The 26363-nt window shown below is 45.4% G+C and carries 15 protein-coding genes; 7 read left to right on the top strand and 8 right to left on the bottom strand.

From position 1 onward, the window contains the following. Nucleotides 1–47: 47 nt before the first annotated feature. The 4 genes from ACYPWY_RS08445 to ACYPWY_RS08430 form a co-directional block, all read right to left on the bottom strand. Nucleotides 48–683 carry an NADH:ubiquinone reductase (Na(+)-transporting) subunit D gene (locus ACYPWY_RS08445; protein ID WP_459685080.1) on the bottom strand — a complete coding sequence of 212 codons (636 nt, stop codon included), beginning with the start codon at nucleotides 681–683 and terminating at the stop codon, nucleotides 48–50. 13 nt (nucleotides 684–696) lie between these two features. Then, nucleotides 697–1404, bottom strand: a complete 708-nt coding sequence (gene nqrC, locus ACYPWY_RS08440; protein ID WP_459685078.1) for an NADH:ubiquinone reductase (Na(+)-transporting) subunit C — start codon at nucleotides 1402–1404, stop codon at nucleotides 697–699. Nucleotides 1405–1408: 4 nt separating this feature from the next. After that, nucleotides 1409–2629 (bottom strand): NADH:ubiquinone reductase (Na(+)-transporting) subunit B, encoded by a 1221-nt coding sequence (locus tag ACYPWY_RS08435; RefSeq protein ID WP_459685076.1) that lies wholly within the window; start codon nucleotides 2627–2629, stop codon nucleotides 1409–1411. A gap of 84 nt (nucleotides 2630–2713) precedes the next feature. Next, nucleotides 2714–4069, bottom strand: coding sequence for a Na(+)-translocating NADH-quinone reductase subunit A (locus ACYPWY_RS08430; RefSeq protein WP_459685074.1), 1356 nt, complete (start codon nucleotides 4067–4069; stop codon nucleotides 2714–2716). A 302-nt stretch (nucleotides 4070–4371) separates the two neighbouring features. Between ACYPWY_RS08430 and ACYPWY_RS08425 the strand changes: the two genes are divergently transcribed. Then, nucleotides 4372–6009, top strand: coding sequence for an ABC-F family ATP-binding cassette domain-containing protein (locus tag ACYPWY_RS08425; protein WP_459685073.1), 1638 nt, complete (start codon nucleotides 4372–4374; stop codon nucleotides 6007–6009). Nucleotides 6010–6155: 146 nt separating this feature from the next. Here ACYPWY_RS08425 and ACYPWY_RS08420 read toward each other — a convergent pair whose 3' ends face one another. Further along, nucleotides 6156–6371, bottom strand: coding sequence for a hypothetical protein (locus ACYPWY_RS08420; protein ID WP_459685072.1), 216 nt, complete (start codon nucleotides 6369–6371; stop codon nucleotides 6156–6158). 161 nt (nucleotides 6372–6532) lie between these two features. Between ACYPWY_RS08420 and ACYPWY_RS08415 the strand changes: the two genes are divergently transcribed. From ACYPWY_RS08415 to ACYPWY_RS08405, 3 genes are all read left to right on the top strand, one after another. After that, nucleotides 6533–7774: a type IX secretion system plug protein gene (locus ACYPWY_RS08415; protein ID WP_459685070.1), complete on the top strand. Its 1242-nt coding sequence runs from the start codon at nucleotides 6533–6535 to the stop codon at nucleotides 7772–7774. 265 nt (nucleotides 7775–8039) lie between these two features. Continuing rightward, nucleotides 8040–10391, top strand: coding sequence for a sodium-translocating pyrophosphatase (locus ACYPWY_RS08410; RefSeq protein ID WP_459685069.1), 2352 nt, complete (start codon nucleotides 8040–8042; stop codon nucleotides 10389–10391). Between the two features lie 181 nt (nucleotides 10392–10572). Then, on the top strand, nucleotides 10573–11181 hold the full coding sequence (locus tag ACYPWY_RS08405; RefSeq protein ID WP_459685067.1) for a NanQ anomerase/TabA/YiaL family protein: 609 nt from the start codon (nucleotides 10573–10575) through the stop codon (nucleotides 11179–11181). 60 nt (nucleotides 11182–11241) lie between these two features. On the opposite strand, the gene ACYPWY_RS08400 is transcribed toward ACYPWY_RS08405, so the two are convergent. The 3 genes from ACYPWY_RS08400 to asnB all read right to left on the bottom strand — a co-directional run bounded on the left by ACYPWY_RS08400 (nucleotide 11242) and on the right by asnB (nucleotide 15476). Next, nucleotides 11242–12891 (bottom strand): AMP-binding protein, encoded by a 1650-nt coding sequence (locus ACYPWY_RS08400; protein ID WP_459685066.1) that lies wholly within the window; start codon nucleotides 12889–12891, stop codon nucleotides 11242–11244. Between the two features lie 45 nt (nucleotides 12892–12936). Further along, entirely contained in the window at nucleotides 12937–13491 is a 555-nt protein-coding gene (locus ACYPWY_RS08395; protein WP_459685114.1) for a helix-turn-helix domain-containing protein, read from the bottom strand. A 314-nt stretch (nucleotides 13492–13805) separates the two neighbouring features. Further along, entirely contained in the window at nucleotides 13806–15476 is a 1671-nt protein-coding gene (gene asnB, locus ACYPWY_RS08390) for an asparagine synthase B (protein WP_459685113.1), read from the bottom strand. Between the two features lie 615 nt (nucleotides 15477–16091). Between asnB and gltB the strand changes: the two genes are divergently transcribed. The 3 genes from gltB to purL all read left to right on the top strand — a co-directional run bounded on the left by gltB (nucleotide 16092) and on the right by purL (nucleotide 26215). Beyond that, nucleotides 16092–20597, top strand: coding sequence for a glutamate synthase large subunit (gene gltB, locus ACYPWY_RS08385; protein ID WP_459685064.1), 4506 nt, complete (start codon nucleotides 16092–16094; stop codon nucleotides 20595–20597). A gap of 75 nt (nucleotides 20598–20672) precedes the next feature. After that, nucleotides 20673–22103, top strand: coding sequence for a glutamate synthase subunit beta (locus tag ACYPWY_RS08380; RefSeq protein ID WP_459685062.1), 1431 nt, complete (start codon nucleotides 20673–20675; stop codon nucleotides 22101–22103). A 404-nt stretch (nucleotides 22104–22507) separates the two neighbouring features. Then, a complete protein-coding gene (gene purL / locus ACYPWY_RS08375; protein WP_459685060.1) occupies nucleotides 22508–26215 on the top strand; it encodes a phosphoribosylformylglycinamidine synthase in 3708 nt (1235 codons plus the stop codon). Nucleotides 26216–26363 lie beyond the last annotated feature (148 nt).

The following is a 26363-nucleotide window of genomic DNA, read 5'->3' as shown; positions in this document are numbered from 1 at the left end:
GGAGACTTTTAAGTCCCCCCACGGGGGATTAGGGGGCTGTTAATTAGTTAATCAATTTCCTGTAACTCGGTATTCCGGCTCCGGTGTACCCAGATTATGAGCGCTACAACTATCAGCGCCATGGGCGGTAATATCACCAGACCGTTGTTCATGTAGCCAAAATCGTAAACGGCATCCGGTATTACCTGATGTCCCAATATGGCTCCCGAACCCAGCAACTCGCGCACAAAACCTATGATGGCCAGTATAATGGCGTACCCCAATCCGTTGCCGATTCCATCGAGGAACGAAGGCCAGGGGCCGTTGCCCAGCGCAAAGGCTTCCAAGCGTCCCATCAGTATGCAATTGGTCAGAATCAGACTGACGAATACCGATATTTGCTTGTTTATATCGTATGCGTATGCCATCAGTATTTCGCTCACCAGCGACACCAGCATGGCCGCAATGACCAGCTGTACGATAATTCTGATTTTTTGAGGAACAAAGCTTCTCATTAGCGAAATGGCGACATTGGCCAAGGCTATAACAATAACAACGCATATGCCCATTGTCAGGGCGGCTTCGAGTTTTGTTGTTACGGCCAGCGTAGAACAGATTCCTAAAACCTGAATAATGACAGGATTTTTTTTACTTAACGGCCCAAGCAGGATGGCGCTTGTTTTGTCAGACAAAAATTTACTCATATAGCTAAAGCTTTTATTGTTGTACAAGTTTTTTCAAAAAATGGCTGTATCCTTCCAACGAACCTGACAGCATCTGCTCAACTCCTTTTCCGGTGAGGGTCCCTCCCGATATACCGTCCACGTAGTCGCGGTCGGCAGTAGTTTTCCCTTTTTTTACGATGGCAACGGACTGAAACTCTCCGGCTTTAAATAGTTGTTTGCCTATAAACCGGCTGCTGAATGCCGGTGTGGCTATTTCGGCTCCCAGTCCGGGGGTTTCGCCTGCATGGCTGAAATCGGCGCCATAAATTGTGTTGCCATCCGAATTTACGGCGACATATCCCCACAAATCGCCCCACAGCCCTTTTCCGGCCAGTGGCATGATGTATTTGGTGTCTCCGTCTATTGTTGCTACAAAAACAGGGTATTTTCTGTCTTTCTCCGGCTTGGCCAGTTCGGCTCTCAAATTGGTGTCGAAAGCAACTTCTTTCGATTCGGCTGTTTTGTTTCCTTCGCTATCTATCAGGTAAACATCCGAAATAAGTTTGTTGTATGTTGCAACCGCTTCGTCATTCGTCGTTTTTACATTAATGGAACGAAGTATTTGCGATATTTTATCTATTTCAACGTTTTCGTTCTGCTTGTCTTTCAACAGTTCGTGCGCCACCGAAAGAACCAGCGCCACAATAATAACCATTATTGAGGCAAATATCAGGATAAATTTATTACTTTCTCGATTCATCGTTTTATTGTTTTATCGTTGCTCTTTTCAGTCTTCGTTTAATATTTTTGTCCACTACGAAGTAATCGATAAGTGGGGCAAAAGCATTCATAAACAGTATGGCAAGCATCATTCCTTCGGGGTATCCGGCATTGAACACCCTTATCAGGATACAGATGGCTCCAATCAGGAAGCCGTAAATCCATTTTCCTGTTTCGGTACGCGCCGATGTTACGGGGTCGGTTGCCATGAATACGGCGCCGAATGCGAATCCGCCTAATAGTATATGTGTGAGGGGCGGTATTTGCATCGCCGGACTAACTGCCAGCAAGTTGATAAGAGCGGCTGTAAGAAATCCGCCTGCAAAAACCGACAGCATAGTTTTCCAGCTGCCTATTCCGGTGATAATCAGTAGCGCGGCGCCAATCAGTATGGCGAGCGTAGAAGTTTCGCCTATCGACCCGGGGATTAACCCTGCAAACATATCCCATAAAGATAGAACGTGCCCGTCGATGCCACGAAAAACGGCTATTCCATCGGTGATTCCTTCTATTTGGGCGAGTGGCGTGGCTCCCGAATAACCGTCAATTGTTTGGACTACTCCGTTTACTACTTCGGGTGCGCCAACTCCAAAACTATCTGTTACCCTCACAAATACCTGATCGCCCGACATTTTGGACGGATAGGCGAAGAACAGAAAGGCTCGGGTTATTAATGCCACATTAAATATATTGTATCCTGTACCGCCGAATACCTCTTTGGCGAATATTACGGCGAAAGCTGTTGCCACGCCAATCATCCACAGCGGCGTATCAACCGGCACAATCATCGGGATAAGTATCCCCGAAACCAGAAAGCCTTCCTGCACGTCGTGCCCTTTGATTTGTGCGACAACTATTTCGATGCCCAGACCTACGGCATACGATACGATGATTTTGGGCAAAATAGCCAAAAATCCGAACAGCAGGCAATCCCACAGCACAATGCTCTGACCGATAGCCAGGTAGTGCTGGTAACCTATGTTGTATATACCAAAAATAAGCGCCGGAACCAAAGCCAGTATCACGATGGACATGGTACGTTTGGAATCGGCGGCATCGTGTATATGCACTCCCGATTTGGATGTTTTGCCGGGGATGAACAAAAACGTGTCGATAGCATCATAAAACGAATGAAGCTTTTCGAAGCGGCCCCCCTTCTCGAAGTCAGGCCTTATCTTGTCTAAAGTTTTTCTTAATGATTTCAATGTTGTAGATTATTTATTTAATTTAGCCCCTCCAACCTCCCCGTAGGGGAGGCTTTAAATCCCCCCTGCGGGGGTGGGGGGATTTTACTCCATTTCTTTTTTCAACTGCAATAATCCGGCGCGGATGATTTTCTGGATTTCGAGTTTCGATGTATCCACAAATTCGCACAGGGCAAAATCTTCGGGGGCGACTTCGTATATGCCGAGTTGCTCCATTTTGTCGATATTGAAGGTGATTGTCGCCTTCACCAGAAATTCGGGCAGAATATCCATCGGGAATACCTTGGCGTATTCGTTCGACATAATGATGGCTCTTCTGCCACCCAATATCCGTGCATCGAATGTGTATTTCTTTTTTCCGAACAGCTTGGAGAAGAACGTACTTCCCGAGCTGTATTTATTTAATCCGGGCATCGCCCATCCCAGCATCTCGTGCGTTTCGTTTCCTTCGGGGATAACGGTGATTTGCGAATCGAAATACCTTAAATGGCCGTCTTCCTTAATTTTTGTTCCGCTCAGCACATTGCCCGAAATAAACCGCAGATGTTGCCCTTTGGTGGTGTTCGATTCGACCAATGTTTTGATGGACGCACCAATGGGCACAGTATAGTAGCCTCTCTTAATAGCTTCCGAACCCGTGTAGGCCACCAAACGCTTGAATTGAACAGAACCTTTGTTGAACAACTGCCCGATAAACAATACGTCTAATGCATTGATTGTCCAAACGGTTTCGCCTTTGTTTACGGGTTTTATTTTATTGATGTGAACGCCCAGGTTGCCGGCAGGATGTGGCCCGTCGAATTCGTATATTTCAACATTCTTGGCGTTCCTTATTTCCGGTAGTCTGGTTTGCGTCCCTATGCCAAAATACAACTTTCCATCGGTGAGTTTGGCCAATACGTCCAAGCCTGTCTGTAAATCCGCCGATTGAGGCCCGATTACAAAATCGTAGGAGGGGGCGAGGGGGGCGGTAGAAAATGCGCTGACAAAAATATCGCGCGGTTCCACATTCGGATTGGCGATAACATCGTAGGGGCGTTGTTTTATAAACGGCCACAATCCGCCGTCGAGCAGCGATTTTTTCAGCTCTTCCCGTGTTAGGTCAGCCGGATTCTTCTTGCCGAAATCTTCGGCTTGCGCTTCGTCCCCGGCTTTGATTGTTATGTCCAGCAACCGGCGTTTTTCGCCCCGGGTAACGGATGTAACCTCTCCGCTAACGGGCGATACAAAAACAATGTCTGCATTATTTTTGTCGTGCATAAGCGGAGAACCGGCTTTCACCTTGTCTCCTACCTTTACATTTACTTTTGCAACTAAGCCCGCGAAATCATCGGGATAGATTTTAACAAAATCGGCCTTGATATGTCCAACGATGTTTTCGGGAGCGTCTCCTTCGATGGGAATATTAAGCCCTTTTTTTATTTTTACGATGTTTGGCATAACAAAATTTTAAGTATGTCAGCTTTTTAATACTGTCGGAATAATTGGCTATTTCGTTCTTTTGTTTATTGAACATTGCAAAATAATATCATTTTGAAATTCTGAGGTTGTTTTTTGTGCAAATACCCTCTGATAGCCTTTTATTTCCTCGCAAAAGTACATTTTTAAGGCTACAAATACAAATATAAATACAGATTTTTAATGTATTTTTGGGGGGATGAGGTAAACATATTTAGAGCGGATACAAGTAATTTTTCTACCTTTGCGGCTTGGAAAAATTCTAAACAGCTAAATACATTGATATGCTTATTGTAGAAAGTTTACGCGTTGAAATGGGAGGAAGTATCCTTTTCGATAATATCAACTACATTATAAACCCCAAAGATAGAATTGCGCTCGTTGGTAAAAATGGCGCGGGTAAGAGTACCATGCTGAAGATTTTGGCAGGGATAAATAAAAACTTTAAAGGTACGGTAACCAGGCCCGACGGCCTGACGGTTGGGTACTTGCCACAGGTGATGCAGGTGTCGGACGAGCGTACGGTGCGTGAAGAAGCTTCGCTGGCCTTTTCGCATATTTTTGAGCTTGAAGCCGAAATAGAAGAAATGAACAAGCAACTGGAGACGAGAACAGACTATGAATCGGATAGTTACGCCAAGCTGATTGATGATTTCACGCACGCACACGAACGGCTGTCGGTTGTCGATGGGCTGAACTTTGAAGGTGAAGTGGAGAAAACCTTGTTGGGCCTCGGTTTCAAACGCTCCGATCTCGATCGCCCGACAAATGAGTTTAGCGGCGGATGGCGGATGCGTGTGGAGTTGGCAAAACTGTTGTTGCGCAACCCCGATGTGATGCTCTTGGATGAGCCGACCAACCATTTGGACATTGAATCCATCGGCTGGCTCGAGGAATTTATTGCTACACAGGCCAATGCGGTGGTACTTATTTCGCACGACAGGGCTTTTATTGATGCGGTAACTAACCGTACCATTGAATTGACCTTGGGACGCATATACGATTATAAAGTAAATTACTCCAAATACCTCGAATTGAGGCAGGAACGCCGCCAGCAACAGATTCATGCCTGGGAGGCGCAGCAACGGCAAATAAAGGAAATGGAGGAATTCATCGAACGTTTCCGCGCTCAGGCGGCAAAGGCTGTATTGGTGCAAAGCCGTGTCCGCCAGTTGGAAAAAATGGAACGGGTGGAGATTGACGAGGAAGACCGCTCTTCGGTGCGAATCCGTTTTCAACCGGCCACCCGTTCGGGAAATTATCCGCTAACGGTGGATTCGCTAACGAAAAAGTACGATGATTACCTGGTTTTCGAGAATGCGAACCTGATGATTTCGAGAGGCGAGAAAGTGGCTTTGGCCGGTAAAAATGGCGAAGGAAAATCGACCTTTGTAAAGTGTGTGATGGGCGAAACGCCATACGAAGGGTCTATCATGCTCGGACACAACGTGCAGATAGGCTATTTTGCACAAAACCAGGCCGAATTGCTGGATGAGGATTTAACGGTGTTTGAAACGATAGACCGCGTTGCCGAAGGGGATATTCGTACCCAGATAAGGAGTATATTGGGCGCATTTATGTTTAACCGAAACGATTCCGACAAAAAAGTAAGAGTACTTTCGGGCGGCGAGAAAACCCGTTTGGCGATGATAAAACTACTGCTCGAACCGGTCAATCTGCTGATACTTGACGAACCGACTAACCATTTAGACCTTAAAACAAAGGAAGTGCTAAAAAACGCCCTTCTCGATTATGACGGTACAGTAATACTGGTATCGCACGACCGTGATTTTCTCGATGGATTGGTAACAAAAGTGTTTGAGTTTTCGGATAAAAAGCTCAGGGAGCATATTGGCGGGGTGAAAGAATTTTTGGCGAAGAAGAATAGCCCCTCCAACCTGCCCGGAGGGGAGGTTTTGTAGGGGCGGGTTTTAAACCCGCCCTTGCGGAGGATTTAGCAGGACAAACCATGAAAAAGGAAAACCTTATTTTCACCTAATTTTGTTTAACAAAACAACCTCAGTAGTAGCAGATGGATAGCTAGAAATGACACATCACCTCATTTATTTTACACAAAATTTAAGCTACATTTGCTACGACTTTGTGTTACATAATTCTGAAGTTCGTCTGCAACATTGGAAGTCAGTTTGCCTGCATACTTTTCGGAAAGCTTTTGCGATGGCTGTACTACTTTCTTTAATACTTTTAGTATCTGTAATTCCTCCAAGTCTTCCAAAAGCTTATAAGCCTTATTATCACTAATTTGAACGATTACTGTTTCCATTATAAAATGGTTTTTTATATTAATAGAATGACATGAAGATACTGATTTTATTCGAAATCAACAAGTAAATCACCAGGAATTGCCTTGCATTAGAAAATTATTTTTCTTTTTGCCAATAATTTCACTACATTGCAAACCCAAATTGGTAATATATACAAAGTATGAGAGGTTTTTTATTCTTGTTGGCGTTTCTGTTTTTCCCCTGCATTCAAGGGCAAACATACAAAACCGAACCGTTTTCGGATGAGATACATAGTATTCAGGTGTATAAAGGGGGCAATTCCTTGGCTTTTCCTGTTATAAACCTTTGGAAAGCCGAACCGGTTCTGCTGTCTTTCGACCGCATATCCGATAACTCGATGGACAGGTTGCGCTACAGAATTGTGCATTGCAATGCCGATTGGACGCCTTCGCCGGTTTCGGAGATTGATTACATTGATGGCTTCAACAACAATCTTATCGAAGATTATGCGCCCTCGGTAAACACCACAATCGAATACACCAATTTTCAACTGCAAATACCGAACAATGATTTACGGTTGAGATTGTCGGGGAATTACGTTGTTTTGGTTTATGAGGAAGATAATCCCGGCAATGTGCTGTTAAGCGCTTGTTTTTCCGTGCTCGATTCCCGGGTAGCCATTTCAGGCAATATGACCTCCAATACCTTGATTGATAACAACCGCGAGCATCAGCAGCTATCGTTTGCCATAAACCATAAAGATGTGAATATCAATGACCCGTACAACGACTTGAAAGTGTATGTACAGCAAAACGGACGGCTCGATAACCAGAAAAGTATGCTGAAACCCTCCATTATTCAGGTAGGCCGGTTGATTTATGAGCAGAACAGGAACCTGATTTTTGAAGCGGGTAACGAATATCGCCGCTTCGAGACGGTCAGCCACCGGTATAACGGGCTTCGGGTGGAGGGTACAGAATATAGACGTCCATTCTATTACGCGTATGTATATCCCGATTTGATTCGGGCGAATAAACGCTATGTGTATGACGAAGACCAGGATGGCGGGTTTTATATCCACAATGCGGAAGTGAATGAGAGTTCTACGGAGGCCGATTATTTTTATGTGCAATTTAGCTTGAAATCGGAAGAACCGGTGTTGGGAAATGTGTATATAAACGGGCGTTTTACGAATAACACGTTTGACGATAATTACCTGATGCAATACGATTCGGATAGAGGAGAATATTATATTTCGCTCTTCTTGAAACAGGGCGCCTACAACTACCAATATCTGGTAAAACAAGGGAACCGGTATTCCACATCGCCTATCGAAGGAAATTATTACGAAACAGAAAACGAATATCAGGTACTGGTTTACTATCGTCCTATGGGACAGCGTTATGACAGCTTAATCGGCTACCTTTTCATAGGCCGATGAATGTGAAAAAAAATTAAAAACGCAGAATTTTAGAACCAATGTGTCAGAATGCTGTTTTTTTATTATATATTTACTCATGTTAACTATGCGAAATGAAGTATTAACCGATTAAACTAAGCCATTTTTTGTATTATTTAGTACCATAAATCCAATTTATTTTAAATTACTGATTCAGTTTCTCGTTTGCTTTCGATTAAGTAGATAAGGGAAACTTGGATTCAAATCAAGGAAAGAAATATTTGACAAACTTTAAATTATTGAACGCATGAAAAAATTCTTGTTCTTATCGTTACTCTGTTTTCCGGCGGTTGCCATGGCCAGCGAAGCCGACTTAAAAGTTCCCGAGTTGGGAAGTGGTTATAACTTGCTACTTTGGGGGCTGATTGTATTATTGTTCGGCGTTGCATTCGGGCTCTTACAATATACCAATATAAAAAACCTGCCTGTGCATAAGTCGATGCACAATATTTCAAAAATTATATACGAAACATGCAAAACGTATTTGATACAACAAGGGAAATTCCTGATTTATTTACTGGCAATAATTTCCGTTGTTTTAATTATTTACTTCGGCTTTTTAGCCAGTCCCCAGATTGTTGAAAGCGGGATTATCGGCAGGCCTACGTTTTTGATTTGTGTATTGTTTTGGACGGTATTGGGTATCCTCGGTTCGTATGGCGTGGCATGGTATGGCATCCGTATCAATACATTTGCCAATTCCCGCACCGCTTTTGCGTCTTTGCGCAAGCGTCCCTGGGATGTGGTAAATATCCCCCTGAAAGCAGGGATGAGCGTTGGCGTTATTCTGATAACCGTCGAACTTATCCTGATGCTCACCATCCTGTTGTTTGTACCCGGCGATATGGCTGGCGCTTGTTTGGTTGGTTTTGCTATCGGCGAATCCCTGGGCGCTTCGGCTTTGCGTATTGCGGGCGGTATTTTCACGAAAATTGCCGATATAGGCGCCGACCTGATGAAGATAGTTTTCAACATCAAGGAAGATGACCCGCGCAATCCGGGCGTTATAGCCGATTGTACGGGCGACAATGCCGGCGACAGCGTAGGCCCCACAGCTGACGGATTTGAAACCTACGGCGTTACCGGCGTGGCGCTCATATCGTTCATAATATTGGCTGTAACCGGAACCGAAATACAGGCGCAGTTTATTGTCTGGATTTTTGTGATGCGCCTGATGATGTTGTTTACATCCATATTCTCTTATTATCTGAACAATGTTATCGCTTCGGCACGCTACAAAAACAAGGCGGCCTTCGATTTTGAAAGCCCGTTGACTTCCCTGGTTTGGATTACGTCCATCGTATCTATTGTCGCTACCTACATTGCCAGCTATTTCCTGATCAATGATTTAGGAGAGGGCTTGTGGTGGAAACTGGGTAGCATTATCAGTTGCGGAACATTGGCTGCAGCCTTGATTCCCGAACTGACAAAAGCGTTCACCAGTTCAAAATCGCGCCATGTGAAAGAGGTAGTAATTGCTTCGCGCGAGGGTGGGGCATCGCTCAATATTCTGTCGGGACTGATTGCCGGAAACTTTAGCGCTTTTTGGAAAGGCTTGACTATCGCCGGTTTGATGGGCGTTGCCTATTACATATCGGGCTTTGGCTTGGATGCCTTCATGTCCTATCCCTCCATATTTGCTTTCGGACTGGTGGCTTTCGGATTTTTGGGCATGGGGCCGGTAACCATTGCGGTGGATAGCTACGGGCCGGTAACAGACAATGCGCAATCGGTTTTTGAACTTTCGCGCATCGAATCTATTCCCGATATAGCCGGAGAAATAGAAAAAGACTTTGGCTTTTCACCCGATTTTGAAAAGGGAAAGGAATACCTCGAAGAAAACGACTCAGCCGGAAATACTTTCAAGGCAACGGCAAAACCGGTGCTTATCGGTACGGCGGTAATCGGTGCAACAACCATGATATTCTCCATTATATTGGTCTTGAAAGCGCTTGGCGTGTTGCAAATCAGTTTGACTGATGCGCCTGTTTTATTGGGCTTTATCTGTGGTGGAGCGGTCATTTACTGGTTCTCGGGCGCATCCATGCAAGCGGTAGCTACCGGCGCATACAGGGCGGTTGAATACATCAAGCAAAACATCAAGCTGCACAAGGATGAAGCTGACATCGAAGACTCGAAAGAAGTAGTGAAGATATGTACCAAATATGCGCAAGCCGGTATGTGGAATATTTTTCTGGCGCTTCTGTTCATCACATTGGCTTTTGCCTTTATCGACCCGAATTTCTTTGTGGCCTACCTCATATCCATTGCAGTGTTTGGTTTGTTTCAAGCTATCTTTATGGCGAATGCCGGTGGCGCATGGGACAATGCAAAGAAAATTGTGGAAGTGGAACTGAAAGAACGCAACACCGCCTTGCACGAAGCCACGGTAGTAGGCGACACAGTAGGCGACCCCTATAAAGATACCTCGTCGGTAGCGCTGAACCCCATTATCAAATTCTCAACACTCTTCGGACTGTTGGCTGTAGAAATCGCCATCGAAATACCCGACTACAGTTTCTGGATTGGCGGCGTATTCCTGATAACAGCCCTGGTATTTATCTATCGCTCGTTTTATTCTATGCGGATAAAACAGTAGAGTTGAGATAAGGAATTATATGTAGAAGGCTGTCTAATAAGTCTGTCATTGCGGGTTCAGACCTGCAATCTCCTGAAAATCATTGCACTTTTACTCAGGGGATTGCGGGTCGGAGTCCGCAATGACAAGTTTAAATATTCTCTTGAAAAAAAACTATATCTAAAAAAAACTAATCAAAAAAATGAAAAAAACTATTTTTATTGTGGCTGTGTTTGCAGTTTCTCTGTTCGCTCAGAGGGCTGAGGCGCAGGGTAAAGCGCTTTCTGAATCGGAGAAGAAATTGCTTGAATGGTTCGATAAGGGCGAGTGGCACAAGGATGTGAAAGCAAAGCCGGCAGTATCGGTGGATAAGCTGACTTTTGCCAGGCATTATGCCAAGTATCCCGACCGCTGGAAGGCTGTATTCGATTTTATGAAGAACAACGACTTTGCAACGCTTCCACTCGGAAAAATTGAATTGAACGAAAATGTGCTCGTCAATGTACAGGAATACACTACCAAAGATTTTGGCGATCAACGGCTCGAACAACACCATAAAAACATTGATGTGCAATGCGTAGTGTCGGGAAGCGAATTTATGGGTACTGTTAAACCATCCGGATACGAAGTGCAGATTCCCTACAACGAAACGCGCGATGTGGGTTTCTACAAAACAAAAAATATCACACCCTATTACCAGGCCACCAACGAATATTTTTTCATCTTCTTCCCCGATGATATTCACGCCACCAACTTTCAGTTTGGCGAAAAAGCCCCTGTCAGGAAAGTGGTATTTAAGGTGAAGTACTAAGCCCCCTAAATCCCCCGTAGGGGGACTTTTTGATCCCCCCCTACGGGGGGCAGGGGGCTTTTATTTCTCCCCTCTAATCTCTGCACGCCTTATTTTGCCGCTGATTGTTTTTGGCAATTCGGCTACAAATTCAATGATGCGCGGGTATTTGTAGGGGGCGGTAACTTTCTTTACGTGGTCTTGTATTTCGTTTTTCAGGTTGTTATCGCCTTTGTCCTTGTATTCTTTTGCCAGCACTACGGTGGCTTTTACTACCTGTCCTCTGGTTTCGTCCGGAACGCCTGTAACGGCGCATTCAACTACTGCCGGATGGGTCATTAAGGCGCTTTCGACCTCGAATGGGCCTATGCGGTAGCCCGAACTTTTGATTACGTCATCCATTCGCCCGATAAACCAATAGTAACCGTCTTCGTCTCGACATGCCACATCGCCGGTGTGATAAATATTGTCCGAATAGACCGATTTGGTGAGCTCTTCGTCTCTGTAATATCCGCTAAACAAGCCAAGGGGTTTCCAGCTATCGGTTTTTATGATGATTTCGCCTTGTTCGCCATCCTCTGCCGAACGTCCGTCAAATGTCAGCAGGTCAATATCGTATGCCGGATTGGGTACGCCCATCGACCCGGGTTTGGGTTCCAGCCAGGGGAATGTAATAATGGTGGCCGTTGTTTCGGTTTGCCCGAAAGCCTCCATCATCTTGATGCCTGTTTCTTTGAGGAATGTTTCAAATACCGAGGGGTTAAGCGCTTCGCCGGCAGTTGTGCAGTATTCCAGCGACGACAGGTCGTACTTCTTCAGATCTTCCTTTATCATGAAACGAAATACTGTGGGAGGTGCGCAGAATGATGTTATCCTGTATTTTTCAATTAAACGGAGCATCAATTCGGGCGTAAATTTCTCATGGTCGTTTACAAACACACAGGCGCCTGCAATCCATTGTCCGTAGAGTTTGCCCCATACAGCTTTTGCCCAACCGGTATCGGCAACCGTTATGTGCACGCTGTTTTCGTGCAGGTTGTGCCAGTAAGAGGCCGTTACAATATGCCCCAGGGGATAGGCAAAATTGTGGGTAACCATTTTAGGCTCTCCGGTGGTGCCGGAAGTGAAATACAACAAAGAAAGATCCTCGTTTGTATTGACATGCTCCGGTCGCACAAAAGGCTTGGCTTCGTCCAATCCTTTTTGAAAATCGACCCAGCCTTCGGGTGTATTTTTTCCACAGGAAATCCTGACTTTGATGGTTGGCGAATCGGCCATCGCTTCGTTAACATGGTCGATAACAATCGCATCGTCTGTGGAGAGGATGCCATTTATATCGGCGGCATTGTTGCGGTAAACAATGTCTTTTTTCGTCAACAGGTGCGTTGCCGGAATGGCTATGGCGCCTATTTTGTGCAGACCAAGGAGGGCAAACCAAAACTGGTAACGCCTTTTCAGTATCAGCATAACCTTGTCGCCTTTGCCGATGCCGAGCGACTGGAAAAACGATGCGGCTTTGTCGCTTCCTTCTTTCATGTCCCGAAACGTGAAGTCGATGTGCTCGTCTTTGTCGTTTGTCCAGCACATGGCGCGCTTTTGTGGGGCTATTTTTGCCCATTCATCCACAACGTCGTATCCGAAATTGAAGTTTTCGGGAATCGTTACTCGAAAATTTTCTTTGAAATCTTCTGTTGATGCGAACTTTGTCTTTTTTATAAATCTTTCTAACATTTTACTGTTATTTTATTCTTACTCAGATGGTGTTTACCCTATGAACTACAAAATTATAACCAGAAATTTTACCCGTTTATCATCCAGGGCTTTCATTCCGTGCTTTTGGGACGAATCGAAATAGAGGCTGTCCCCTTCTTCCAGGATAATGTCTTTTCCGTTGATTTGCACCAGCATTTTTCCTTCGAGGATAAGGTTAAATTCTTGTCCGTTATGCACACTCAGGTGGAGGGGCGTAGTTTCGGGCTTTGGCTCCACTGTTACGACAAAAATATCGGCTTTGCGTCCGTTAAATCCGGCGGCCAGCGCTTCGTATTTATATTCTTCGACCCTTTTTATGGCAGCTCCCTTGTTTTTTCGGGTGATAAAGTAGCTGTTCATGTGGGGTTCGTCGTCGAACATCAGCGTTGTGATGTCAATATTGTATTTTTTTGCAATACGTTGAAGTAAACCGACCGAGAGTTCTTTTTTACCGTCTTCGTATTTCCGAAGTTCTTCGACCGATATATCGCACGACTGGGCAAATTCTTCGGGACTTAGATCCAAGGAATCTCTTAATCCTTTGAGTCTTAGGCCTATTTGCTTTAATTCATTTCCCATGATTGTATAGCTTTTTGGTTTCGATTCTTTTGATATGTGGGGCAAAGTTAAATAAATAAGTTCAAAGTTCAAAGTTTCGTAGGGGCGATTCCAGGGGCAAATGCATGAAAAAGGGTTCACCGATAACACCCCGTATTTAGTCCCGCATGGGACGGCGCTTGATAGCGTGTCCAAGTGTCGTCCCATGCGGGACTTGGTTGCAGGAGGCGATTGTCCATCCGTAAGCTGAAGCATACGGTTAATAAAGTGCAGTCCCATGCGGGACTAGACCCCTACATTTTTATTTTGCGCCAACCGGCACATTTATTCTCATTTTATTTGTCGTAAGCCTCGGTATGTACCGATTTCACCGCTCTTCCCGATGGGTCTATCCTGTTTTTGAACGAGGCGTCCCATTCGAGGGCGACTGCCGAGCTACATGCTACCGATGGCACCGATGGTACGGTTCGGGCAGCCGAGTCGGATGGGAAATGTTCTTCAAATATTGTCCGGTACCAGTATTCTTCTTTCGACATGGGCGGATTGATGGGGAACCTTTCGGCTACTTCTTCCATTTGCTTGTCCGAAACTTTGGCATTGGCCACTTCCCGCAATGTGTCGATCCAGTTATAGCCAACTCCATCCGAGAATTGTTCTTTCTGTCGCCAGGCTACGCTTTCGGGCAGGTAATCTTCAAATGCTTTGCGGAGGATGTATTTTTCCATTTTTCCGTTTCCACACATTTTATCTTTGGGATTGATGCACATGGCTACATCCAGAAAATCTTTGTCGAGGAAAGGCACACGTCCTTCCACCCCCCAGGCGGCCAGCGATTTGTTTGCTCGCAGGCAGTCGTATTGATGGAGCTTGTCCAGTTTGCGGACTGTTTCTTCGTGAAATGCTTTTGCATCGGGGGCTTTATGGAAATATAAGTAACCACCGAATACTTCGTCGGCTCCTTCGCCCGAAAGAACCATTTTTACACCCATCGATTTGATGTAACGGGCGAGTAAATACATGGGCGTAGAGGCGCGGACGGTTGTTACATCGTATGTTTCGATGTGGTATATAACATCGCTCAGCGCATCTAAAGCCTCTTCTACTGTAAAATTTATTTCGTGATGAACCGTACCGATGTAGTCGGCCACTTTGCGCGATGCTTCCAAATCGGGCGCTCCCTTGAGGCCTACCGCGAATGAGTGCAATTGCGGCCACCAGGCTTTGGTTTCGTTATTATCTTCGATCCGGTTTGCGGCATATTTTTTTGCTACGGCTGATATAATGGACGAATCGAGTCCGCCCGATAGCAATACGCCATAAGGAACATCGGACATCAACTGGCGTTTAACAGCGTCTTCGAGGCTTTGTTTCAATTCACCGGCATCGGTTACCTTGTCTTTCACATTGTTGTAGTCCATCCAGTCGCGTGTGTACCACTGCTTTGCTTCGCCGTCTTTGCTATAATAGTAATGTCCTGCCGGAAATGCTTCGATACTGGGGCAAACGCCTTCCAGCGCTTTCAGCTCGCTGGCAACGTATAGCTGATTCGACTTGTCGCGTCCTATATACAGCGGTATTATACCAATATGATCGCGCCCGAACAAATAAACATCTTTCTCTGCATCGTAAAGCGCAAAGGCAAAAATACCGTTCAGGTCTTCAAAAAGGTCGATTCCCTTTTCCTGATACAGCGCCAGTATCACTTCGCAGTCGGAATGAGATTGAAATTCGTACTTGTCTTGCAGCCTGTTTCTTATTTCCAAATGGTTGTATATTTCGCCATTTACTGCCAAGGCTAAAGTTCCCTCCTTATTGTATAAAGGTTGTTTTCCCGAATCGACACCTACGATGGAAAGGCGTTCGTGGGCGAGGATAGCTTTATTGCCAACATATATACCCGACCAGTCGGGCCCTCTGTGGCGTATTCTTTTTGCCATCTTCAAGACCTTGGAACGCAAGTCCTTTATATCATCACATAATTCAAATGCACCTACAAATCCACACATATTATTATTTATCTTCGTTGTATTTTTATAAAAGTCGTACAAAGTTATGCCATTTATTTTCGTTTTCAAAGATAATTACGATAAATTATTTTACAAGTGCATTAATAATAATCATAATGACATAGAGCAAACGCATGAAAAATTTTACTGCTTGTGCCTTTCAGTAAAGTTGCCGATATGAGCAGGAGATTCCTCCCTTTGGTCGGAATGACACTCTCCTTTTGGGGAGAGGGGAGTAGGAAGTGGCGGCGAAGCCGCCACTTCCTACTCCTTTAAACTACTAATAAGCAAGTCATTCCGACCAAAGGGAGGAATCTCATTCGTAATAGTGGCGCTAAATTTTTTCATGTTTGCCCTGCATAATGACAGATTTAGAATTGAATAATAAAATGCTTTTTTAGCTATTGCATCCATAGAAAAAAGGAATCTGACATCTATCTTTTAGATAAAAATGCTAGTTTTTTATTCATTTAGCATTTAAAAAATCAAAAAATAAACTTTTGACTTGCTTGTTATTCTATTTTTGTAAGAAGTTATTATCTTTGCATCCTGAAACTTTAGGGAGAAGTTTATATAACAAGATTTAACATCAACTAAGAATATTGAATATTGAATATGCAAGATCAAACATTAGGTGAACAGCGGGGATTGTACGATCCCATTTATGAGCACGATGCTTGTGGTGTTGGGTTGATCCTTCATTTGAAGGGCGCGAAATCACATGCCATTGTAGAGAATGGATTGCAGGTATTGGAAAATATGGACCACCGCGGAGCGGAAAGCGCCGATAATAAGACCGGTGATGGAGCCGGTATTATGTTACAGATACCTCATGAGTTCATATTATTGCAGGGAATCCCTGTGCCGGAAAAAGGACATTATGGTACCGGTCTCGTGTTTTTGCCTAAAGACAAATCGGAGGCGGATATATACATGCTTACCCTTTCCGATTTAGTCGAGAAAGACGGGTTGAAACTGTTGGCTGTTCGCGAAGTGCCGGTTAATAGCGATATTCTGGGCGAAATTTCGAGAGCAAACGAACCTCAGATTAAGCAAATATTCATTGTCGGAGACGATTTGACTCCCGAACAGCTGGAATTGAAACTGTATCTCCTTCGCAAAAAGGTAGAAAAAGCAGTGCTTAATTCGACAATGAAAGACAAACGCAATTCTTATATTGTTAGCTTGTCCACCAAACGTATTATATATAAAGGGATGTTGACTTCCCTTCAACTCAGGAATTATTTCCCCGACTTGCTGAATCCGAACTTTACGAGCGGTATTGCGCTTGTTCACTCGCGGTTCAGCACAAATACATTCCCCACCTGGGATTTGGCGCAACCATTCCGGTTGCTTGGCCATAACGGCGAAATTAATACCATCAGCGGGAACAGGCTTTGGATGGAAGCGCGCGAAAGCGTTGTGAAATCGGAAGCGTTAGGCAATATGGACGACATCTGGCCGATTGTTCAGTATGCTATGAGCGACAGCGCCTCTTTCGACAATGTACTCGAATTTTTGGTTATGTCGGGCAAATCTCTTCCGCACGCTTTGGCGATGATGATTCCCGAATCGTGGAATCAAAAAAACCCCATTTCGTCCGACCTGAAAGCTTTTTACGAATACCACAGCTTATTTATGGAGCCTTGGGATGGTCCGGCCACTATTTTGTTCTCTGACGGTCGTTATGCCGGCGGATTGCTCGATAGAAACGGATTGCGCCCGGCCCGCTACCTGATTACACATAACGATGTGATGGTGGTTGCTTCCGAAACAGGCGTACTGCCTTTCGAACCATCGGAAATTAAAGAACGCGGACGCTTGAAACCCGGTAAAATGTTGATGATTGATACCGAAGCCGGTACAATTCATTACGATGCCGAATTGAAAGAAAACTTGGCTAAAGCCTTTCCATACAAAAAATGGCTGGATAAAAACCGTATATCGCTCGACAATATTTCTTCGGGTAGAAGCATCAAATATTCGCTCGACAATTATTCGAAATTTTTAAAAGCATTCGGTTATTTCAAGGAAGATATTGAACGGGTGGTTGTTCCAATGGCATTGGAGGGAAAAGAACCTACTGCGTCTATGGGTAACGATGCGCCTATCGCCGCTCTTTCGAGCAGGCAATACCGGTTGTTTACCTATTTCAGGCAGTTGTTTGCCCAGGTAACCAATCCGCCTATCGACCCTATTCGCGAAGAACTTGTCATGTCTCTGGCGGGTTATATTGGCTCGCTTCACAAGAATTTGCTTGAGCCGATGCCCGAACATTGTAAGATGGTCAGAATATCGAACCCAATTCTTACAAATACCGAGCTCGACCTGCTGATCCACCTTGAATACAAGGGTTTTAAAAATACGGCGCTACCCATGCTGTTCGACCCGAAAGCGGGTGCAAAAGGACTGGAAAAGGCCATCGAAGACTTGTGCCTGAAAGCCGAAAAAGCCGTTGATGCCGGAAATAGCTATATTATATTGAGCGACAGAGGTGTTGATGCGGAACATGCGCCCATACCATCCTTGTTGGCGGTATCAGCCGTCCATCATTACCTCATCGACCGGCGTAAACGTATGCAGATAGACCTCGTTGTAGAATCGGCCGAACCGCGCGAAGTAATGCATTTTGCTTTGTTGTTCGGGTACGGAGCCAATGCGGTTAACCCCTATCTGGCGTTTGCCATACTCGACGATTTGGTGAAAAAAGGCGATATACAGCTCGATTTCCATACTTCGGAAAAGAATTACATGAAAGCTATCCACAAGGGATTGCTGAAAACGCTCTCGAAGATGGGTATTTCTACGCTAAGAAGCTATCGTGGCGCTCAAATATTTGAGGCAGTCGGAATTAGTACGGCAGTTATAAGCAAATATTTTAAGGGCACTACTTCAAAAATAGAAGGAATAGATTTGGAGGACATTGTTTACGAAACAATTATTCCTTATCATGAAGCATTTTACGAAGACTTTGCCGATCCTACATTGATAAATCAGGGTGTTTATGCCTGGAGGAAGCAAGGCGAGTTTCATGCCTGGAATCCCGAGACAATCACCAAGCTTCAGTTGGCAACACGCCTCGGCAGCTACAAGAAGTTTAAGGAATACGTTGATACGGTAGATAAAAAAACCGAAAAGATATTTTTACGCGATTTCATTGATTACACGCCAAGTACGACCCCGATTGACATATCGGAAGTTGAACCGGCCTCCGAAATCATGAAACGCTTTGTTACAGGCGCCATGTCATTCGGGTCAATCAGCCGCGAAGCCCACGAGGCAATGGCTGTTGCCATGAATGCCATCGGTGGTAAGAGTAACACGGGCGAAGGCGGCGAGTTGCCCGAACGTTTTGCAACAAATGCCCGTTCTTCCATCAAGCAAGTGGCATCGGGACGTTTTGGCGTTACAACCGAATACCTGGTGAATGCCGATGAAATTCAGATTAAAATTGCACAGGGAGCCAAACCCGGAGAAGGTGGACAGTTACCCGGCTTTAAAGTGGATAAAATCATCGCTCAAACCCGTCATTCGATACCCGGTATATCCCTGATTTCGCCTCCTCCTCACCACGATATTTATTCTATCGAGGACTTGGCTCAGTTGATATTCGACCTGAAAAATGTAAATCCGGCCGCTATTGTCAGTGTGAAACTGGTATCGGAAAGCGGGGTAGGGACTATTGCTGCCGGTGTGGCCAAAGCCAAAGCCGACCTCATCCTGATAAGCGGATGCGAAGGTGGAACAGGCGCCAGCCCAATGAGTTCTATCAAACATGCCGGTTTGCCGCTCGAAATAGGGTTAGCCGAAGTTCAACAAACACTGGTATTGAATAATTTGCGCGGACAGATTCGCTTGCAGACCGATGGTCAGTTGAAGACCGGACACGACATAGTTGTTGCCGCCATGATGGGCGCCGAAGAATACGGTTTTGCCACAAGCGCGCTTATTGTGCTGGGTTGCGTTATGATGCGCAAGTGCCATGTCAATACCTGTCCTGTTGGTGTTGCTACCCAAAACGAGGAACTCCGTAAGAAATTTGTAGGACGCAGCGAATACCTGATCAACTACTTCAATTTCCTGGCCGAAAATATCCGGGAGCATTTGGCTGCGTTGGGCGTGAAAAAACTGGACGACATTGTCGGACGCGCCGATTTACTGAAATATGTGAAAGATGAGTCGAACGACAAACTGAAAAAGCTGGATTTGTCGCGCTTGCTCTACTTCCCCGAAGAAGCAAAAGTGAACCCGATTTTGCATACGAAAACCCAAAACCATAAGCTGACCGAAGTGCTGGATGTTGAGCTTATCAAAATGTCGCGTCCGGCGATTGAGAAAGCAATGCCTGTTGAGTTGTCGAGAAATATCAAAAATACCGACCGTACGGTTGGTGGCATGTTATCGGGTGAAATAGCGAAACGCTATGGCAACAAAGGCTTGCCCGAAAACACCATCTTCTGCTCATTCAAAGGCTCTGCCGGACAAAGTTTTGGCGCGTTCCTAGCCAAAGGGGTAACCTTTAAATTGGAAGGCGATTCCAACGACTATCTGGGCAAAGGCCTGTCGGGAGGAAGGATAATTCTGGTACCGCCGACCACAGCGACATACAAACCCGAGCAAAATATCATAGCCGGCAACACCTTGTTGTATGGCGCTACGCTGGGCGAAGTATATATCAACGGACAGGTTGGCGAACGCTTCTGCGTAAGAAACAGTGGCGCGATAGCCGTGGTTGAAGGAGTGGGCGATCATTGTTGCGAATACATGACAGGCGGTCGTACGGTGGTTCTTGGTAAAACCGGACGCAATTTTGCCGCCGGTATGAGTGGCGGTATTGCTTATGTATATGATGCTGACGGCGATTTCGATTTCTTCTGTAATATGGAGATGGTAGAACTTTCGTTGATTGAAGATGCTGCCGATACTCGCGAGTTGAAACAACTTATCACCAACCACTACGAGTTTACAAAAAGTCCTTTGGCTAAAGGTATTCTCGACAATTGGGCGGAAGAAAGCGGTAAGTTCATCAAAGTAATGCCTATCGAATACAAGAAAGTATTGCAAGATGAAAAATTGGAGGCTATCAAGAAAAAAATAGCACAAGTTGAATTTGATTATTAAATTATAGAGTAGTTACGGGTTACGGGTAAGTATCTTGTAACTGGTAACTTGTAACTCGTAACTGAGAAGATAATTATGGGAAATCCGAAAGCATTTTTAACAATAAATAGAAAAGAAGCAGGTTACCGTCCTGTTGAAGAACGCAGATTAGACTTCGGGGAAGTAGAACAGACCCTGAACTCGGAAGATAGAAGGCAGCAGGCATCGCGCTGCATGGATTGCGGCATACCGTTTTGCCAGTGGGGTTGCCCGCTAGGAAATAAGATGCCCGAATGGCAGGATTATGTGTATAAGGGAAAGTGGAAACAAGCGGCAGAGGTGCTGATGATAACAAATGATTTTCCGGAATTTACCGGACGTGTTTGTCCCGCTCCCTGCGAAAAGACCTGTGTCCTTTCTTTGCATCGCAGTCCGGTTACCATCCGCGAAAATGAAGTATCCACTTTGGAACATGCTTACAGGGAAGGTCTTATGACGCCTAAAGCGCCTAAAACGCGCACAGGAAAGAAAGTCGCCGTAATTGGTTCGGGTCCTTCGGGATTGGCTGTGGCCAACCAGCTGAACAGGAAAGGCCACGAAGTAACTGTATATGAAAAGAATACGCAGGTAGGCGGATTGCTGCGGTTTGGTATTCCCGATTTCAAGCTGCCCAAGAATGTGATTGACAGACGTGTTGCTATCATGGAAGCCGAAGGGGTGAAGTTTGTGGCAAATGCCGAAATAGGCGTTAGCATCAAAGGCAAAGACATTGTAAAAGAGAACGATGCGGTGTGTGTGGCTATTGGCTCGCAGGTGCCGCGCGATTTGCCCGTTGAAGGCAGAAGCCTGAAAGGTGTTTATTTTGCCATGGAATACCTGTCGGCACAGAACAAGCTGGTTGCCCATGAAGAAATTCCGGCCGGACAGCTAATCAATACAAAAGGTAAAAATGTATTGGTTATCGGTGGTGGCGATACCGGATCGGACTGTATCGGGACGGCTAACCGCCAGGGTGCGGCAAACATTCTGCAAATAGAAATCATGCCCAAACCTCCGGTAATGAGCGACCTGAAAACAGAAGACATTTGGCCTGTACCGTTTCCGGTTGTGCTGAAAACCTCCTCTTCTCACTTGGAAGGTTGCGAACGCCGTTGGTCGGTGAACACAAAACGTTTCATTGGCGAAAACGGAGTTCTTACAGGCGTAGAACTGGTTGAAATAGAATGGGTAAAAGATGCAGCAGGCAAAATGACCCTGAAAGAAATCGGAAAACCCGAAATATTGAAAATAGACTACGCATTTCTGGCCTTGGGTTTTGTTCACCCCATCCAGGAAGGATTATTGAAAGAACTTGGCCTGAAAGTGGACGATATTCGCCACAACATAGCCACAGGCGAAAACCGGGCAACAAATGTGGATAAAGTTTTTGCCGCAGGCGACTGCGTAAGCGGACAATCCTTGGTTGTAACAAGCATTGCCTCAGGCCGTAAAACAGCACAACACATCGACGAATTTTTAAGAAAATAATCATTTTCTTTATCATAACCGAAACGTCTGTCCTTTTTTGGGGGCGGACGTTTTGTTTTATTAAAAAATCTGTCATTGCAAGCCTGACCCGCAATCTCTTAGCCGGATTTATTAACCACGGAGTTGCACAGAGTAATTTTCACAGAGTAAATCTGTGGCTGGCGCATGTATTTTAGAACCTCATTCACACCTAATTCTATTTACAAAACTATCTCAGTAGCAATGTGTTACAACGAATGGTGTAATCTCATTACCTCATTTTTTCGTGTGTTTTGTATTGTGGAAATCAGGTTTTCTATTTTTCCTGCCTTTGCCCCTGAATTAGCTAATTAAACATTTTACTCTGTTTAAATTTTTCACTAACTTTGTGCTCTCATTAGAATCAGGTAATAGCCAATTAGATTATGATTTCTTTTTTTCAGACTACCTCAAACAACATTTTAGCTGTTCAGACAGCTAATTCTTTAAGCTCGGAAGATATTCAACGTTTAACATGGCTTTTTAGTGGAGCCGGATATGTCGATAAAAAGGACATAGCGGGTTTCTTTGTCGGCCCTCGTTGCGAAATGATTACGCCCTGGAGTACGAACGCGGTGGAAATTACCCAGAATATGGGCATTTCGGATATTCTTCGTATCGAGGAGTATTTTTCGGTGAATGGCAAGGAGGCGAAGCACGACCCCATGCTGCAACGGATATACGATGGCTTGAATCAGCACATTTTTACCGTGGACAAGCAACCCGACCCGATTATCGAGATCGACGATATTGCTTCCTACAACAAAAAAGAAGGCTTGGCGCTCAGTCCCGAAGAAATAGACTACCTGGAAATCATCAGCAAAAAATTGGGACGCAAACTGACCGATAGCGAGATATTCGGTTTTTCGCAAGTAAATTCCGAACATTGTCGCCACAAAATATTTAATGGCCTGTTTATTATCGACGGCGAGGAAAAAGAAAGCTCCCTGTTTAAGCTCATCAAAAAAACAGCGCAGCTCAACCCCAACAAATTGGTATCGGCCTACAAAGACAATGTGGCCTTCAACGATGGCCCTGTGATTGAGCAATTTGCACCGGCCAGCGGCGATAAACCGGACTATTACCGAACCAAAGAAATAAAATCGGTTATCTCCCTGAAAGCCGAAACACATAATTTCCCCACCACCGTAGAACCATTCAATGGAGCCGCAACCGGCTCGGGTGGCGAGATTCGCGACCGCCTGGGCGGTGGAAAAGCATCCTTGCCCATTGCCGGAACGGCGGTTTATATGACTTCCTATCCACGCACAAAAGAAGGCCGGGAGTGGGAGAGCGTTATGCCCGAAAGAAACTGGCTGTACCAAACGCCGGAAGAAATATTGATAAAAGCCTCGAATGGCGCTTCCGATTTCGGAAATAAATTTGGTCAACCGCTTATTTGTGGTTCGCTGTTGACGTTCGAGCATCAGGAAAATCAAAAGAAATTTGCCTACGATAAGGTGATTATGATGGCCGGAGGCGTTGGTTTTGCCAATAAGCGCGATGCCTTGAAAAGCGACCCTGTGGCCGGTGAAAAAGTGGTGTTGCTTGGTGGCGATAACTACCGCATTGGTATGGGTGGCGGCGCCGTGTCGTCTGTCGATACCGGACAATTTTCGAGCGGTATTGAGTTGAATGCGGTTCAGCGTTCCAATCCCGAAATGCAAAAACGGGTGGCGAATGTCATCCGCACCATGGCCGAATCGGACGATAACCCCATTGTCTCCATCCACGACCACGGCGCAGGAGGGCACTTGAATTGCTTATCCGAATTGGTAGAACTGACAGGCGGCAAAATTGATATATCCAAACTGCCGGTGGGCGATCCGACATTGTCTTCCAAAGAAATTATCGGAAACGAAAGTCAGGAACGCATGGGCTTGGTGATACCGGAGCAAGCTGCCGAAAAAATGCAGGCGATTGCTTCCCGCGAGCGTTCGCCAATGTACCTTATCGGCGAAACTACCGGCGATATGAAGTTTGTGTTTGAACAGGCCGATGGCAAACGCCCCATTGATTTGGCCCTGGAAGATTTCTTCGGAAAAGCGCCCCAAACGGTGATGAAGGATGAAACGGTAGATGAAACATACGCGAATGCGGACTACGATTTATCGAAAATAGAGGAATACCTGAAAAACGTGTTGCAACTCGAATCGGTGGCTTGCAAGGATTGGTTGACAAACAAAGTTGACCGTTCGGTAACCGGTAAAGTGGCGCGCCAGCAAACACAGGGCGAAATTCAATTGCCATTGAGCGACTTGGGCGCGGTGGCGCTGGATTATCACGGAAAGGCCGGTATTGCTACCTCCATCGGGCACGCTCCGCAGGTGGCGATGATTGACTCGGAGGCCGGTTCGGTGATGGCAATTGCCGAAGCCTTAACCAATCTTGTTTTTGCGCCGATGAGCGAAGGACTGAAAAGTGTGTCGTTGAGCGCCAACTGGATGTGGCCCTGCCGGAATCAGGGCGAAGATGCACGCTTGTATCGTGCCGTTGAAGCCTGTTCCGATTTTGCCTGCGAGCTGGGAATCAATATCCCGACCGGAAAGGATTCGTTGTCGATGACCCAAAAATACGGCGATGAAAAGGTCTATTCTCCGGGCACAGTTATTATTTCGGCTGCCGGAGAGGTAAAAAATATACACAAAATAATATCGCCCGTACTGGCCTATATCAAAGGAACCTACTTGTACTATATCGACTTTTCGTTCGACACTTTCAAGTTGGGTGGTTCGGCCTTGTTCCAAACGATGGGCAAACTGGGCGAAGAAGCGCCTACGGTAACGGATACCGAATATTTCAAAAATGCATTCAATGCTGTTCAGGAACTGATTGAGAGGCGATTGATTATTGCAGGGCACGATATATCGGCAGGCGGAATGATTACAACCCTGCTCGAAATGTGCTTTGGCAACCGGCAAGGCGGCTTGGATGTCCGTTTCGATAAATTGCATTATACCGACATTATCAAGATACTTTTCTCCGAAAACCCCGGCGTGATTATTCAGGTAAAACACCATCATTTGGTCGAAAAAATACTGAACGATTATGGGCTTGGCTTTGCCATCGTTGCCCGTCCTATCGAAGAGCGCAAATTGGTGATAACCAAAGATGCCTTTTCGCACGAGTTCGATATAGACAAAATGAGGGACATTTGGTTTGAATCGTCTTACCTGCTCGACAGAAGACAAAGCGGTGAGGATCACGCGAAAGCGCGCTTCGATAACTACAAAAACCAGCCTTTGAAATTCAATTTCACGCCCTCGTTCACAGGCCGTTTTGCACAATACGGCATTACGCCTTACCGCGAAGGGCAGTCGGGAATAAAGGCTGCTATCATACGCGAGAAAGGAACGAATGGCGAACGGGAAATGGCTTATTCGCTCTATCTGGCCGGTTTTGATGTGAAAGATGTGCACATGACCGATTTAGTATCGGGCAGGGAAACGCTGGAAGACATCAACCTGATTGTTTTTTGCGGCGGATTCTCCAATTCCGATGTACTGGGTTCGGCAAAAGGCTGGGCCGGAAGTTTTATGTACAACGAAAAAGCAAAGACGAGCCTGAAAAATTTCTATGCTCGCCCCGATACCTTGAGTTTAGGGGTATGTAACGGTTGTCAGTTGCTGATGGAATTGGGACTTATTTATCCCGATCACAAAGAAAAACCAATCATGGCGCACAACACGAGCCACAAATTTGAATCGACTTTTGTAAGTGTGGAAATACCTGAAAATAAATCGGTTATGTTCGGCTCATTATCCGGTTCGCAACTGGGTATATGGGTTGCCCATGGCGAAGGCCGGTTTGTTTTGCCTCAGGAAGAATCGGCGTACAACATTGTTGGCAAATATATTTACGACGAATATCCGGGTAATCCCAACGGTTCGGACTACAATGCCGCCGCCGTATGTTCGGATGATGGTCGGCATCTGGCTATTATGCCTCATCTTGAGCGGTCTATTTTCCCTTGGCAATGTGCGCATTATCCGTACGAAGGCCAGAAAAATGATGTAACTCCTTGGATTGAAGCATTTGTGAATGCCAGGGAGTGGATTAAGCCCCTCCAAACCTCCCCTGGGGGAGGCTTTTGAACTTCCCCCTGCGGGGGATTTAGGGGGCTTCAAAAGTTTTTTTAGAAGTTAGGGTTAATCTATATTGAAGCGTAGGGCAAACGCATAGAAAAATTTAGAACCACTATTACGAATGAGATTCCTCCCTAAGCCCCCCCACCCCCCGTAG

This window comes from Viscerimonas tarda, from assembly GCF_054601255.1.
Note: the sequence above shows the minus strand (reverse complement) of the source record. Positions and strands in the feature narration are given on the sequence as shown.